This window comes from Marinitenerispora sediminis (assembly GCF_003336425.1).
GTDB classification, from domain to species: Bacteria; Actinomycetota; Actinomycetes; order Streptosporangiales; family Streptosporangiaceae; genus Marinitenerispora; species Marinitenerispora sediminis.
Genome location: NZ_QEIO01000019.1, coordinates 16894 through 31742, shown reverse-complemented (window position 1 = coordinate 31742; position 14849 = coordinate 16894). Strand labels below are relative to the sequence as shown.

Below are 14849 nucleotides of genomic sequence, written 5' to 3'. Positions count from 1 at the left end.
CTGTGCCTGTGCCGAACAGTGTGTTTTCCGGGCAGGACCCCAGCCGTTCCACCGGTGCCGACGGCGGCGAGGTCGGGCTGGCCGACGAGCAGCGCGCGTCGATCGGCGCGCTGCTGAGCGCGGTCGACCCCATCACGGGCGAGTTGGGGCAGCGGTTCGCCGACGGCGGCCACGAGCTGGCCATTGTGGGCGGTCCGGTGCGTGACGCCCTGCTCGGCCGGCCGTCGCAGGACCTGGACCTCACCACCGACGCCGTCCCGCAGCGCATCCTCGAACTCGTGGAGGGCTGGGCGGACGCCGTCTGGACGGTCGGGATCGACTTCGGCACGGTGGGGCTGCGCAAGGGCGGCCAGCAGCTGGAGATCACCACCTACCGCAGCGAGTCCTACCAGCCGAAGTCCCGCAAGCCCGACGTCAGCTACGGCGACTCGCTGCACGCCGACCTGGAGCGGCGCGACTTCACGGTCAACGCGATGGCCGCCCGGCTCCCCGGCCACGAGTTCGTCGACCCCTTCGGCGGTCTGTCCGACCTCGCGGCCGGCGTGCTGCGCACCCCGGGCCGCCCGGAGGACTCCTTCAACGACGACCCGCTGCGGATCATGCGTGCCGTGCGGTTCGCCGCCCAACTCGGCTTCACTCTCGCTCCCGAGGTCCGCGAGGCGGCGGCGGCGATGGCCGAGCGGTTGACGATCGTCTCCGCCGAGCGCGTCCGGGACGAGCTCACCAAACTGATGCTCAGCCCGGACCCGCGGGCCGGCATCGAGCTCATGGTCGACCTCGGCATCGCGCGGCACGTCCTGCCCGAGATCCCCAAGCTTCGGTTGGAGATCGACGAGCACCACCGTCACAAGGACGTCTACGAGCACTCGCTGACCGTCCTCGACCAGGCCATCGAGCTGGAGAAGCGGCGCGGGATGCGGCCGGACCTCGTGCTGCGGCTCGCCGCGCTGCTGCACGATGTCGGCAAGCCCAAGACCCGCGCGTTCGAGGACGGCGGGCGGGTGACCTTCCACCACCACGAGGTGGTGGGCGCGTCGATGAGCCGGAGCCGCCTCGGCGCCCTCCGCTTCCCGAAGGACGTGGTGGCCGACGTCGGCAAGCTGGTCGCCCTGCACCTGCGGTTCCACGGGTACGGCAAGGGCGAGTGGACCGACTCGGCGGTGCGCCGGTACGCCCGCGACGCCGGACCGCTGCTGGAACGGCTGCACGTCCTCACCCGTGCCGACTGCACGACCCGCAACCGCCGCAAGGCCGCCGCGCTGGCCCGGGCCTACGACGACATCGAGCGGCGCATCCAGCGGCTGGCCGAGGAGGAGGAGCTCAACCAGATCCGCCCGGACCTCGACGGCAACGAGATCCAGGAGATCCTCGGCATCCCGCCCGGCCCGCTGGTCGGCAAGGCGTGGCGGTTCCTGCTGGAGCTGCGCCTGGAGAACGGCCCGATGGAGAAGGAGGCCGCGGCGGCGGAGCTGCGGCGCTGGGCGCAGGAGCACGCCGAGTAGCGGGCGCGCCGGGGGCCGTCTCCGAAGTGGAACCGGCCGCGGCCCCGCCGCGTCCCAGGGGAAGCGGGCGCGTCCGCGCCCGCGGCGGCGGTCGCCCGGCGGCGGACGCCGCCCCCTCACCTTCGGCAGAGAGGCAGGCAGCGCGATGGCGGACGACGAGCCCAAGACCGAGGTGGTCCTCCCGAAGGGCGCGCAAGCCGCGCCGGCCCCGGGCCTTACGCAGGGGTCCGCGGCCAGGCCGGGGACCGCGGACCGCCGTCCCCACACGCGCCTGACCGCGGCGCGGATCCGCGCCCGCCAGGCGGCGCGCCGCCGGGGCGCGGAAAGCCGGCGCTGAGCGGCGCGCCTGACCGGCGCCCGGGCCCGCCAGCGGCCCCGCACCCCAGAAACCGCACGCCAGGCAGCGTTCCCGTTCCTGACTGGCTGGACTGGCGCACCTGCCACCGACCCCGCACCGGAATCAGCGGCCACACCTCAGCCAGCCGCGTCACCGACCTCTCCGGACGACATGCCTAGGCCCGGCGTCCCGTGAGCGCGAACTGCGCCCCCAGTCCGATCATGAGCATCCCGGAGACCGCACCGGTCATCGCCATCCGGCGTGGCGCCCGGACGAACCAGCCCCGTACGGTGCCGACCAGCAGCGCGTAGCAGCTGTCGGAGGCCACGCCGATGGCGACGGCCAGTGTGCCGAGTACGAGCATCTGCAGCGACGCCTGGCCGGCGGCGGGATCGACGAACTGCGGGAGCACCGCCACGAAGAAGACCAGGGTCTTCGGATTCGTGGCCCCGACGACGAAGCCGTCCCAGACCGCGCGGCCGGGCCGGACGGCCGCTTCCGGCGCGGCGTCCAGCGACTCGGCCAGCTGGTGCCGGTGCCGGATCGCCTGCACCCCCAGGTAGACCAGGTACGCCGCTCCCGCCAGCTTGACCGCCGTGAAGAGCGGCGCGAACCGGGTGACGAGCGCGCCGAGCCCGACGGCCACCGTCAGCACCGGGACCATCCCGCCGAGGCCGTTGCCCACCGCGGTCCGCAGCGCCGTCCGGCGGCCCGCCACCATGGCGCGGCTGAGGACGAACAGCACGCTCGGCCCGGGGATCAGCACGATCACGAGGGAGGCCACTGAGAAGGCGAGTAGCGTGGTGGGTGTAGGCATGGCTCCTCCTTGTCCGGAGTGGAGCATAGCGAGGCGGGAACCGCCGCGGTGTGCGGTATGTCGACCTGGTGCCGTGTCGACCGGTCGACACGGCGGTGTGTCCACAGACCGGCATATCGCCTACCCGGTGCGCGGTCGCGGGGCGGCTGACGTCCATGTCCGAAATCCGCCAGTACCGCCCTTGGGTCATGGGCGAGGATGGGAGGCGTGATGGACGACGAGCACTGCTACCGGGCGATGAGCAGCAAGGACGCCCGGTTCGACGGGTGGTTCTACGTCGCGGTGACGAGCACCGGCATCTACTGCCGCCCGAGCTGCCCGGCGGTCACGCCCAGGCGGGAGAACACCCGGTTCTTCCCCACGTCCGCCGCCGCCCAGGCCGCCGGCTTCCGTGCCTGCAAGCGGTGCCGGCCCGACGCCGCCCCGGGGTCGCCGGAGTGGAACGTCCGCGCTGACGTGGTCGGCCGCGCCATGCGGCTGATCGCTGACGGTGCCGTCGACCGCGACGGCGTGAGCGGTCTCGCGGCCGCCCTCGGCTACAGCGAGCGCCAGCTCAACCGGCTGCTGGTCGCCGAGGTCGGGGTGGGGCCGCTCGCGCTCGCCCGGGCGCGGCGCGCCCAGACCGCCCGGGTGCTGCTGGAGACGACCGGCCTCCCGATCTCCGAGGTGGCGTTCGGCGCCGGCTTCGCGAGCATCCGGCAGTTCAACGACACCGTGCGGCGGGTGTTCGCGCACAGCCCCACCGAGCTCCGGCGCCGCGCGGGCCGGCACCGCGCGGCCGGACCGACCGGCGTGATCACGCTGCGCCTGCCCTACCGCCCGCCGATCGACCTCGACCTGCTGTTCGGCTACCTCGCCGCCCGTGCCGTTCCGGGTGTGGAGGAGTACACGGGCGGCCGGTACCGCCGAGTGCTCGCGCTGCCGCACTGCACCGGCATCGTGGAGCTGTCCGGCGGTGACGGGTATGTGTGGTGCACCCTGCGGCTGGACGACCTGCGCGACCTGGGCGCCGCCGTCGAGCGGAGCCGGCAGCTGCTCGACCTCGACGCGGACCCCGTGGCCGTGGACGCGCGGCTGGCCGGCTGCGCGGCGCTCGCGCCGCTGGTCGCCGCCGCGCCGGGCCGCAGGGTGCCGGGCGCGGTCGATCCGGCCGAGATCGCTGTGCGGGCGGTGCTGGGGCAGCAGGTCTCGGTCGCCGGTGCGCGGACCGTCGCCGGCCGGCTCACCGCCCGGTACGGCAAGCCGCTCACGGCGCCGACCGGGTCCCTCACCCATGCCTTCCCGACCGCGGCGGCGCTGGCCGAGGCGGATCCGGACGACCTTCCGATGCCGGCCGCGCGGCGGCGCGCCCTGCTGGCCCTCACCGACGCCCTCGCCTCCGGCGCCGTCGACCTCGGCCCCGGCGCGGACCGGGACGAGAGCGAGGCACGGCTCACCGAGCTTCCCGGGATCGGTCCGTGGACCGCCGGCTACATCCGCATGCGGGCGCTCGGCGACCCCGATGTCTTCCTACCGACCGACCTGGGCATCCGGCGCGGCCTGGAGCGCCTGGGCCGCGACGGCGCCCCGGCCGCGGCGACCGCCCTCGCGGAGTCGTGGCGGCCCTGGCGGTCCTACGCCATGCAGCACGTGTGGGCGGTCCCGCAGCCGGACGGCCGCGCCGCAGCCTCCCGAGTTCCGGCCATGAGGAGTTGACCGATATGCCGACCCACACCCGGCCGCCCGTCGCGGTCCAGGACGCGCTGCCGCTGGCGGTCACCGCGTCCGAGCCCGAGGAGGTCGCGGCGGTGGAGTTCGCCGCGCCCGAGGCCGGCCCGACCCGGTACACCCTCCTGCCCTCGCCGATTGGCGAGATCCTCCTCACCGGTGACGGCGCCGCCCTGACCGGCCTGTACATGCGGCCGGAGGCGGGATGGGAGCGGACCGCCGCGGACTGGCGGCGCGACGACGGAGCGTTCGCCGAGACGAAGCGGCAGCTCGCCGCCTACTTCGCGGGGGAACTCCGGGAGTTCTCGGTTCCGCTCGCGCCGAGCGGCACCCCGTTCCAGCTGCGGGTGTGGCGGACGCTGACCACGATCCCGTACGGGCGGACCACGAGCTACGGCGAGATCGCGGCCCGGCTCGGCCGGCCCACCGCCTCGCGGGCGGTGGGCATGGCGAACGGGCGCAATCCGATCTCGATCATCGTCCCGTGCCACCGGGTGATCGGGGCCAACGGCGCCCTCACCGGCTACGGCGGCGGGCTGCCCCGGAAGGAGCGGCTGCTCCGGCTGGAGCGCTCTACGGCCAGGACGGCAGCGCCCGGCTCAGCCACTGGGTGACGGCCGCGTCGACCCGTGCCGCGGCCGGGATGGCGGGAGCAGGGGCCACACCCGGCTCCTCGGCGAGCGCGTGGGCGAGCCCGGGAACCTCCACCACCCCGACGGGGTCCGCGGCGGTGCGCTGCCCCGCCAGGGCGTCGGCGAACGCCGCGAGGTCGGTCCGGAACTCCGCGGCGTCGTCCGCTCCGCCGACCAGCAGCAGGGGGCCTCGGGGTGGTGCCGGGCGATCTCGCCCGCGCGCGCCACGAAGTCGAGCCGGTCCGCGACGGCCCGGGACTCCTCGGTCCACGGGTAGCGCATGCCGAAGGCGCGCTCCCCGACGCCGATGACGGCGCGCGCCGTGACGGCCGGGTTGACCAGCGCCGCCGCGGCCACCGGAATAGCGCCGGCGGCCAGGACCTCCAGGGCCACCGCCGCACCGGCCGACGCGCCGACCAGGCCGACCGGGCCGTCGGTCACCGGCAGCACCGTGCGCAGCTCGGCGAGCGCGGCCGGGAACTCGGCGGCCGCCCCCCGCACCACCGGCGCGACGATGTCGAGCAGCGGGTCCGGGAAGGCCGCGTCGTCGGGTCCCGCCTCTCCGGCCGGCTGCCGCGAGCCGTGCATCGGCAGCCCGAGGTACACGCGCCACGCGGCCAGCTCCGCGAGGGGGAGCGCCGCCGCCATCGCCGTCTCCGTCCGCGGCGCGTCCATCATGTGCCAGACCGCGACCAGCGGCGCCGACCGCGCTCCGCCGGCCGGCGGCAGGGCCACGTAGGGCACTCCGGCCGCGACCCCGGTGCGGGCGTTCGGCAGCAGTTCATCCGTCATTGCGATCCTCCATCGTGCTCGGTCCGCCGGCTCTCGGCGCCGGGACGGGCCGTTTCAGGCGACACCTGGAATCTAGGATTAAAACCGGACAGAACCCGCCCGGTATACGGAAGTGATCCATGACACACCCGGTCACGCGCGTCCTCGCGCTCCTGGAGCTGCTCCAATCCCGGCCCGGCCTGACCGGGCGGGAACTGGCCCGGCGCCTCGACGTCGACGAGCGGACGCTGCGCCGCTACGCCGCCCGGCTGACCGATCTGGGCATCCCGGTCGAGGCCGCCCGCGGCCGGTACGGCGGCTACCGGCTGCTGCCCGGCTACCGGCTGCCGCCGCTGATGCTCACCGACGACGAGGCCGTGGCGGTCGTCCTCGGGCTGCTGGCCGGCGAGCGGCTGGGACTGGCCACGAGCTCACCGGCGGCGGCGACCGCGCTGGCCAAACTCGAACGGATGCTGCCGGCCGGCCTGCGGGACCGGGTGCGGTCCGTCCGCGACACCATCGCCTTCACCGTGCCCGCGCGGCCGGCCGCGGCGGCCGGTGCCGACGTCCTCCTGACGCTGGGCGCCGCGGTCCGCTCCCGGACCCGGGTCGTACTCCGCTACCGCTCGTGGAGCGGGGCTGAGAGCGAGCGCGACGTCGATCCGTACGGCATCGTCTTCCACGCCGGCCGCTGGTATCTGCGCGCACACGACCACCACCGGGCCGAACGGCGCACCTTCCGGCTGGACCGCGTGCTCTCGGCGACGGCCGCGGCGGAGTCGTTCACGCCGCCCGAAGGCCTGGACCCGACGGCCGAGGTGGTGGAGGGGCTCGCCACCACCCCCTACACCTGGGAGGTGGAGGTGGTGCTGCGCGCGACCCTGGCCGAGGCGCGCCGCGAGGTGCCCGCGGCGGTGGCGACCCTGGCGGAGACCAGCGACGGCGTCGTGCTGCGCGCCCGTGCCGAGAGCCTGGCCGGGGTGGCCCGCATGCTCGCCGGGACGGGTCTGCCCTTCGAGGTGCGCCGCCCCGACGAACTGCGGACCGAACTGGCGGCTCTGGCGGCCCGGCTCGCCGCCGCCGCCCGGCCGGGGCAGTGACGCGGTCGCCGCGGCGGCGGGGGAGTCCGGGCCCACCGGGCACGCAGCACCGCGGTCCCGACGGGCGTGCTCGGCGCCGGCCAGCCGCGGCCGGCGGATCAGCGTTTCCTCGTTCCCCGGGTTTCCCAGACCGCGCGGTGCCGCCGCACGTGCCGCGGCGGGGCCGGCGCGCCTACGGCGGCGGACCCCGACGCTTGGGCTTCCGGTGCCGCGGTGTGCTGCCCCGGGGCACCGATCCGCGCGTCAGAAGCTCCGCGCAGCGGGACGCGCCGCCAGCGGCCGACCGGGGACGCGGCCGCCGGGCTCGGAGGAACAGGCACATGAGCCGGGGGGCGAGCTCGGGGGCGACTCCGTGGCCCGGCAGCGGTGGTCGTGGCGACCGCCTCGCCGACCGTGGTCGGCGGTCGGGGGCGCGGTCGACGGGTCCGGCTCGGCGCGGATCACGTCGCGGGGGCGGCCGGCCGGAGGGCCCGCCGGGCGCGTGGCAGCCAGGCGGCGCTCAGCGCCGCGTAGCCGGCCGCCATACCGAGCACCGCGGCGGCCGACACCCCCGACGGCGGGACCACCAGCGCCGCCACGCCCGCCGCGGCCACGAACGCGGCGTTGAAGAGCATGTCGTAGCAGGAGAAGACGCGCCCCCGGTACGCGTCGTCGACATGTCGCTGTACCAGCGTGTCGACCGAGACCTTCACCCCCTGCGAGACCACCCCGAGGGCGAACCCGGCCACCGGGAACAGCGCGGGGGAGAAGGGCAGCCCGAAGAGCAGCAGCGCGACACAGCCGGATCCCAGGAGGCCGGCGATCCAGGTCTCGGTGCGGATCCGCGCGGTGGCCCACGGCGTGGCCACCGCGCCCAGGGCGTAGCCCGCCGCCGATGTCGCCAGCGTGACCGAGAAGCCGGCGAAACCGGCCACCCCGCCGGAGGTGAAGGTGTTGTTGTACAGCAGCAGCGTCATGATGGTCGAGACGCCGTAGAGGAAGCGGTGCCCGCCGATGGTGGCGAGAGCGCCGGCGGCGGTCCGGTGCCGCCAGACGTGCCGGAGGCCGTCGGCGAGGCCGGCCAGCACCCGCCGGACCGCCGCGCGGACCTCGGGAGGCTCACCGGTGAGGTCGGGGCCCAGTTCCGTGCGGCGCAGCGTCAGGGCTGTCAGGGCGGCCGCGGTGAACCCGCCGCCCGCGGCCAGCAGGATCAGCGCGGTACCGCCCGGCCCCTCACCACCGAGGAGCCGCAGTCCCGCGCCGAGCCCCGCGCCGAGGAAGCTCGCGAACGTCCCGCAGGTGGGCGTGACCGCGTTCGCCATCATGAGCCGGTCCGCGGGCACCACGTGCGGCAGCGCGGCCGAGAGCGCGGCGAGGAAGAACCGGTTGACGCTCAGCAGGCACAGCGCCGCCAGCAGGAATGCGGGCCCGTCGGCGCCGGTGGCCACAAGGGCGGCCGTGAGAACCGCGAGTGCGGTCTTCACCGCCGCCGCGACCACGAGCACCTGCCGGCGGGACCAGCGGTCGATGAAGACGCCGGCGAACGGCCCGACCACGGAGAACGGCAGCAGCAGCGCGGCGAACGCCCCGGCCACCGCGCCCGCGGTGGTGTGCTGCTCCGGGGAGAAGAAGACGTAACCGGCCAGACCGGCCTGGTACATCCCGTCGGCGCACTGCGACACCACCCGGGTGCCGAACAGCCGGCGGAACCGGGGGCCCCGGAGCACGTCGCGGAGATCTCGGTGGAAGGACACCCCGCCAGGGTAGGCCCGGGCCCGGGGTTTCACGTGAAACGGAAGCGGGGCCCGCCGGTGCCGGGACGCGGCCGCGGTGCGCCGACGTGGCGGTACGTCGATATACCGCCACGTCGGCGGGGCGACCTGTCGAGGTGGCAGCCCGCAGGCTCAGCGGCTCAGCTCTCGACCTCGCCGGCGATGAACCGCTCGACCAGGTCGTGGGCCTCGCTGTCGCTGTACTGGCGCGGCGGCGACTTCATGAAGTAGGAGGACGCCGAGAGGATGGGGCCCCCGATCCCGCGGTCCTTCGCGATCTTCGCCGCGCGGATGGCGTCGATGATGATGCCCGCGGAGTTGGGGGAGTCCCAGACCTCCAGCTTGTACTCCAGGTTCAGCGGCACATCCCCGAACGCGCGGCCCTCCAGCCGGACGTAGGCCCACTTGCGGTCGTCGAGCCACGGGACGTGGTCGGACGGGCCGATGTGCACCGAGCCCGCCTTCAGCTCGTGCGGGATCTGGGAGGTGACCGACTGGGTCTTGGAGACCTTCTTGGACTCCAGGCGTTCCCGCTCCAGCATGTTCTTGAAGTCCATGTTGCCGCCGAAGTTCAGCTGGTACGTGCGGTCCACCACGACCCCGCGGTCCTCGAACAGCTTGGACAGCACCCGGTGCGTGATGGTCGCGCCGACCTGGGACTTGATGTCGTCGCCGACGATGGGCACGCCCGCGTCGGTGAACTTGCGTGCCCACTCCGGGTCGGAGGCGATGAACACCGGAAGGGCGTTGACGAAGGCCACGCCGGCGTCGATCGCGCACTGGGCGTAGAAGCGGTCGGCCTCCTCCGACCCAACCGGCAGGTAGCTCACGAGGACGTCGGCCCGGGCGGCCTTGAGGGCGGCCACGACGTCGACCGCGTCCTCGGCGGACTCCTCGATCGTCTCGCGGTAGTAGTGCCCCAGGCCGTCGAACGTGGGGCCGCGCCGCACGGTGACACCGGTCGGCGGGACGTCGCAGATCTTGACGGTGTTGTTCTCGCTCGCGCCGATCGCGTCCGCGAGGTCCTGGCCCACTTTCTTGGCGTCGACGTCGAAGGCCGCGACGAACTCGATGTCGCGGACATGGTAGGGGCCGAACTCGACGTGCATCAGACCCGGGACCCGGGAGCCAGGATCGGCGTCCCGGTAGTAGTGGACGCCCTGCACGAGTGAGGCCGCGCAGTTTCCCACACCCACGACGGCTACGCGTACCGAACCCATTGGCCCATGCTCCTTCTCGTCTGCAGTCTTCACCTGTGCGGCGCGGCCGACCGGCGTGCGCCGCGGGGCGGAACCGGGACCGCCGCCGTGCACCGGGGCCGGCCGGGCAGGACGACGGGGCGGTTCGCGACGCCACCGGCCGTCCAAGGCACCTTCGGGCGCCGGTGGGCGAAGCGTGGTATTTACATGTGGTTTGTACGCTGATGACTCTATCGAAGCGGTTCTTCGCGTCCGGGAACTCCCTCGCGGCCGGCCTCGGACGGTCGGGCGGACATGGGAGTGATGTCGATCACGCTCAGCTGAGCAGGTGGAACGCGCACCCCTCCGAACTTCCCCGCGACCGGCTCTCGTCGGCCAGTCGACACGCCGTACGCTGGCACCCGTGGCTTCGCGGTCGGTGATCCCGGCCGAGGGCGCCGCGCGGGGCGGTACGCTCGCGCTGGGTTGTGCTATAAAGCGCGACCGCCCTAACGTAACGATCGCTTTCGTCGCGGCCCCACCCCCGGTGCGGACCGGGGTGCGTCGTCCGGCCGCGGCCGGACGGTCCGCCGTCCGGCGGAACGAGCCAGGAGGGAGCGACGACGACGCAACCGCGCCGGAAGTTGCCCTACCCCGGCGGAAGTTCCCGCACACCTGGCCGGCAGTCGGCCGGCGCGGGAGCGGGTGACGGTTCTCTCACCCACCTGGTGTGGAGCCGGCATATCGAGCAGTCCATCGACCATGGGGTCGGGAGTTCATCGAGGAGGCACGAGGAGCAGCCGCTCCGGCGGCACGGACAGTGAGGAGCACTAGCGCGCGGCAGCGGGGGCCACTCTCCCACTCACGAGGAAAACCCCCAGAGCGGGTGAGGCGTCTCTATAACGCCCCCGATTCCCCCATCCCCGGGGCACTCTGGCCGCATCGCCGCATTGTTCACCAATGGTCGGATCTGTGCCACTCGGGGCATACGCTGCCCCTTCCCCGCAGTCGAAAGGCCGATCGGCCGTAGCACTAGGTAACGAGGACGCGTGAGTACCGAAAGACGACGGAGCGCTGGCGGTCGCCGCCGGGCCGATGGCCCGGCCGGCGACCCGCGCGGCAACGGCGGCAGGCGCGGTCCGCAGGGCCGCGCCGAGGACGAGCGCGCTGCCGGTCGCCGCAGGACCAGGGAAGAAGACGGTTTCTGGGACGACGACCGCGAGCGTCGCCCGCGCCGGGCACGGGACGACTACGACGACGACTACCGCGAGCGGCCGCGCCGCCGCGCCGCCGCCGCGACCGCCGCGGCCGAGGGCGTGCGACGCCGTCCCCGCGACGACGAGGACGACGACTCCCCGCCCCGCCGGTCCCGCCGGGCCGACGAGGGCCGCGGTGGGCGCCGCCGCGCCGGCTCGCACGGTGCCAGGTCCGAGGGAGCGCGCCGCGCCGCCGGCGGCCGCCGGCGCGCCGACCGCGACGAGGAGGAGATCGACGAGCGCGGTCCGGTCCGCCGGTTCTTCGCCAAGGCGTGGAAGCCGGCCCTGGTCGTGTGCGGCGTCGGGTTCGTCGCGGCGGTGGTGGCCTTCGGCATCGCCTACGCGAACCTGCCCGACCCCAACGCCATGGAGACCCAGGCCAACGCCCAGACCGCGTCGACCGCGATCCGGTTCGCCGACGACGCCGAGGCCACCACGTTCGGTGAGGTCAACCGCATCCCGGTGACCAGCGACCAGCTCTCGGACAGCGTCATCAACGGTGTACTCGGCTCCGAGCAGCGCACCTTCTACGACGACCCCGCCATCTCGCCGACCGGCCTCGGCCGTGCCATCCTCTCGGGCGGCTCCGCGGGCGGTGGTTCCACCATCACCCAGCAGATGGCGCGGAACTACTACGACGGCCTGTCGCAGGACCGCTCCTACATCCGCAAGATCAAGGAGATCCTGATCTCGCTCAAGGTGGAGCAGTCGCTGGACAAGGACCAGATCCTCACCCAGTACCTGAACACCATCTACTTCGGCCGCAACGCCTACGGCATCCAGGCCGCGTCGCAGGCGTACTTCGGCAAGAACGTCGAGGACCTCGACGCCGCCGAGGGCGCGTTCATCGGCGCCATCATCCAGCAGCCGAGCAACTTCGAGAACGTGCAGGAGGGCTCCGAGATGGAGGCCATCCTGCACGAGCGCTGGGAGTACTCGGTCAACGGCATGGTCGAGATGTACGAGGACAACCCCGAGCGCGGGATCCCGCGGGAGGAAGCCGACCAGCTGGAGTTCCCCGAGACCGTCCCCTACGAGCCCGGTGACAACTACGCCGGCTACAACGGCTACATCATCGAGGCCGTGAAGCGGGAGCTGCGCGCCCGCTACGACCTCACCGACGACCAGATGGCCGGTGGCGGCTACACCGTCACGACGTCGCTGGAGCAGAAGTACATGGACGCCGCCGTCCAGGCGGTCGAGGAGGAGGTCCCCGAGGGCACCCCCGAGGAGACCAACTTCGGCCTGGCCGCGGTCGACCCCAAGACCGGGGAGATCAAGGGCTTCTACGGCGGCGACAACGCGCTCACCGACGCCGACAACTCGCTGATCCAGCGGGGACAGGCGGGTTCGGCGTTCAAGCCCTACGTGCTGGCCACCGGACTCACCCAGGGCATCGGCCTGCGGAGCACCTTCGACGGCGACTCCCCGCAGGAGTTCCCCGGTATCGCCGACCCCATCCAGAACGACAGCAACGAGTCCTACGGCACCGTCGACCTGATCGAGTCCACCGCGCACTCCATCAACACCAGCTTCGTGGAGCTGGCCATCCAGGTCGGCCCGGAGAACGTGGTGGACACCGCGCGGGCCTCCGGCATCCCGGACGCGCAGTTCGAGACCGCCGAACTCGGCCCCAACATCGCCCTGGGCACCTACCAGGTCACCGCGCTGGACCAGGCGGCCGGCTACGCCACGTTCGCCAACAACGGAGTGCACATCCCGCAGCACATGGTCACCGAGGTCCGCAACCGCGAGGGAGAGGTGATCGAGCCCAACGACGCCGACCAGCTCGAAGGCGCGCGCGCCTTCGACGCCGCCGTCGCGGCGGACTCCATCTACGCGATGCGCCAGGTGGTCGAGGACGGCGGTGCCACCAGCGCCGCGATCCCCGGCCGCCCGGTGGCCGGCAAGACCGGTACCTCCAACGAGGCGAAGTCGGCGTGGTTCGTCGGGTTCACCCCGCAGCTGTCCACCGCGGTCGGCCTGCACCGCAGCGACGGCCAGCAGCTGGTGATCCCCGGCGTGGAGGCGATCTACGGTAGCCGGACCCCCGCGGCCATCTGGCGCAACTTCATGATGCGGGTGCTGGAGGGCGAGCCGGTCGAGCAATTCCCCGAGCCGGCCTGGGTCGGCAACGAGCAGAACTTCGCGCCGGAGCCGTCCCCGAGCCCCGAGCCGGAGGTGTCGGAGTCGCCGGAGGTGCCGGAGTCGCCCGAGCCGACCAACTCGCCGTCGCCGGAGATATCGCCCTCCGACCCGGAGTCGCCGCCGGACGGCTGCGACCCGATCATGGGCTGCGAGGATCCGGAGACCCCCGAGAGCCCGGACCCGGGCGATCCCGATAATCCCGGGCCCGGCAACCCCTGGTGGGGCGACAGCGCTGACGAGCGGCCGGCACGCACCGAGAACGACTGACGGTCCGCGGCCGTGCCGACGAGGAAGTGAATCGACACGTGGTTCATGGTGAACCGGCGGGTGCCGGCGACGACTCCGTCGCCGGCACCTCGCGTATGTCCGCCTCCGCCGTCCCCTGGCTGCCGCTGCTCGGCCTCGCCCTGGTCGGCGCGGTGCTCGGCTACCTCGCCAAGTACCCGTGCCGGTTCGGCGAGGGGTGGGTGAACGGCACCCAGTTCCAGTACGGCTGCTACAGCGACGTGTTCCCGTTGTACTTCCGCGACGAACTCGACGCCGGCGTGCGCCCGTACCTCGACCGCGCGCTGGAGTACCCGGTCCTCACCGGCGTGCTCATGTACCTGCTGGCCGGAGCGGTCTCCTGGCTGCCGGATCCGATGGCCCGAGGGCTCGGCTACTTCGACGCCACCGCCGCGGTCCTCGGGCTCTGCCTGGCGGGCGTCGTGCTGGGCACGGGCTACCTGGCCGGGCGGCGCGGCCGCGACCCGTTCGACCGGCGGGCCGCGATCGCCGCCGGGGCGTTCGTGGCGCTGACGCCGCCCGCGCTGCTCACCGCCTTCATCAACTGGGACCTGCTGGCGGTGGCGATGGCCACCGCGGGGCTGGTCGCCCAGGCACAAGGCCGGCACGGGTGGGCCGGCGTCTGGATCGGCCTGGCCGTCGCCGCGAAGTTCTACCCGGTGCTCTTCCTCGGCCCGCTCCTCGTACTGGCCCTGCGCGACCTGCTCCGCGAGCGGAACACCGGCACGCTGCGGGCCTTCGGGCGGACGCTCGGCTGCGCCGCACTGGCCTGGGGGGCGGTGAACCTGCCCGTGTACCTGGCCGCTCCGGAGGGGTGGGCGACCTTCTTCCGGTTCAGCCAGGAACGCGGCGCCGACTGGGGGTCGGTGTACTACCTGCTGGGACTGGCCGACCTGCTGCCGAACCCCGACCTGGAGCTGCTGAACCGGCTGGGCACCGGGGTCCTGCTGCTGGCGTGCGTCGGTGTCGCGCTGCTCGGCCTGCTCGCCCGGCGCCGGCCGCCGCTGGAGCAGCTGGTGTTCCTGGTGGTCGCGGCCTTCCTTGTCACGAACAAGGTGTGGTCGCCGCAGTTCGTGCTGTGGCTGCTCCCGCTCGCCGCGCTCGCCTGGCCGCGCACGGTGCGCCCGGCGCCCGCGTTGGCGGTGTACGGGCTCTGGCAGCTCGCGGAGATCGGGTACATCCTGGGGGTGTGGCAGTACCTGCTCTTCGTCACGCAGCCGGCCGGGGCGACCGCCGCGGGCATCGGAGCGGGGACCTACGCGGTGCTCTCGCTCGGCCGGCTGTCGACGCTGGTCATGATGTGTGTCCTCATCGTTGTGGATTGTCGGCGAAACGGCGATTCCCGGCCTTGACGGCTGGTAGCCT

The 14849-nt window shown here is 73.6% G+C and carries 10 protein-coding genes; 6 read left to right on the top strand and 4 right to left on the bottom strand.

All coding sequences use genetic code 11. From position 1 onward, the window contains the following. Positions 1–8 precede the first annotated feature (8 nt). Complete coding sequence (locus tag DEF28_RS05915) at positions 9–1502, top strand: CCA tRNA nucleotidyltransferase (protein WP_114396215.1); 1494 nt, start codon at positions 9–11, stop codon at positions 1500–1502. 512 nt (positions 1503–2014) lie between these two features. Here DEF28_RS05915 and DEF28_RS05900 read toward each other — a convergent pair. After that, positions 2015–2656 carry a LysE family translocator gene (locus DEF28_RS05900; RefSeq protein WP_114396213.1) on the bottom strand — a complete coding sequence of 214 codons (642 nt, stop codon included), beginning with the start codon at positions 2654–2656 and terminating at the stop codon, positions 2015–2017. Between the two features lie 210 nt (positions 2657–2866). On the opposite strand from DEF28_RS05900, the gene DEF28_RS05895 reads away from it, so the two are divergent. Next, positions 2867–4351, top strand: coding sequence for an AlkA N-terminal domain-containing protein (locus DEF28_RS05895; protein WP_114396212.1), 1485 nt, complete (start codon positions 2867–2869; stop codon positions 4349–4351). A gap of 5 nt (positions 4352–4356) precedes the next feature. Continuing rightward, on the top strand, positions 4357–4977 hold the full coding sequence (locus DEF28_RS05890; RefSeq protein WP_114396211.1) for a methylated-DNA--[protein]-cysteine S-methyltransferase: 621 nt from the start codon (positions 4357–4359) through the stop codon (positions 4975–4977). Here the strand turns inward: DEF28_RS05890 and DEF28_RS05885 are convergent. Further along, a complete protein-coding gene (locus tag DEF28_RS05885) occupies positions 4963–5787 on the bottom strand; it encodes an alpha/beta hydrolase (RefSeq protein WP_199493149.1) in 825 nt (274 codons plus the stop codon). The genes DEF28_RS05890 and DEF28_RS05885 overlap by 15 nt on opposite strands. A gap of 119 nt (positions 5788–5906) precedes the next feature. Here DEF28_RS05885 and DEF28_RS05880 point away from each other — a divergent pair, with 119 nt between their 5' ends. Beyond that, complete coding sequence (locus tag DEF28_RS05880; RefSeq protein ID WP_114396210.1) at positions 5907–6866, top strand: helix-turn-helix transcriptional regulator; 960 nt, start codon at positions 5907–5909, stop codon at positions 6864–6866. Positions 6867–7306: 440 nt separating this feature from the next. Here DEF28_RS05880 and DEF28_RS05875 read toward each other — a convergent pair whose 3' ends face one another. Together DEF28_RS05875 and DEF28_RS05870 are read right to left on the bottom strand one after the other, a co-directional pair. Further along, positions 7307–8599 (bottom strand): MFS transporter, encoded by a 1293-nt coding sequence (locus DEF28_RS05875; RefSeq protein ID WP_114396209.1) that lies wholly within the window; start codon positions 8597–8599, stop codon positions 7307–7309. Between the two features lie 158 nt (positions 8600–8757). Then, a complete protein-coding gene (locus DEF28_RS05870) occupies positions 8758–9837 on the bottom strand; it encodes an inositol-3-phosphate synthase (RefSeq protein ID WP_181874195.1) in 1080 nt (359 codons plus the stop codon). Positions 9838–10844: 1007 nt separating this feature from the next. Here DEF28_RS05870 and DEF28_RS05865 point away from each other — a divergent pair. Next, positions 10845–13466, top strand: coding sequence for a transglycosylase domain-containing protein (locus tag DEF28_RS05865; protein WP_114396207.1), 2622 nt, complete (start codon positions 10845–10847; stop codon positions 13464–13466). 38 nt (positions 13467–13504) lie between these two features. Beyond that, a complete protein-coding gene (locus tag DEF28_RS05860) occupies positions 13505–14836 on the top strand; it encodes a glycosyltransferase family 87 protein (protein WP_233515117.1) in 1332 nt (443 codons plus the stop codon). Positions 14837–14849: the final 13 nt, after the last annotated feature.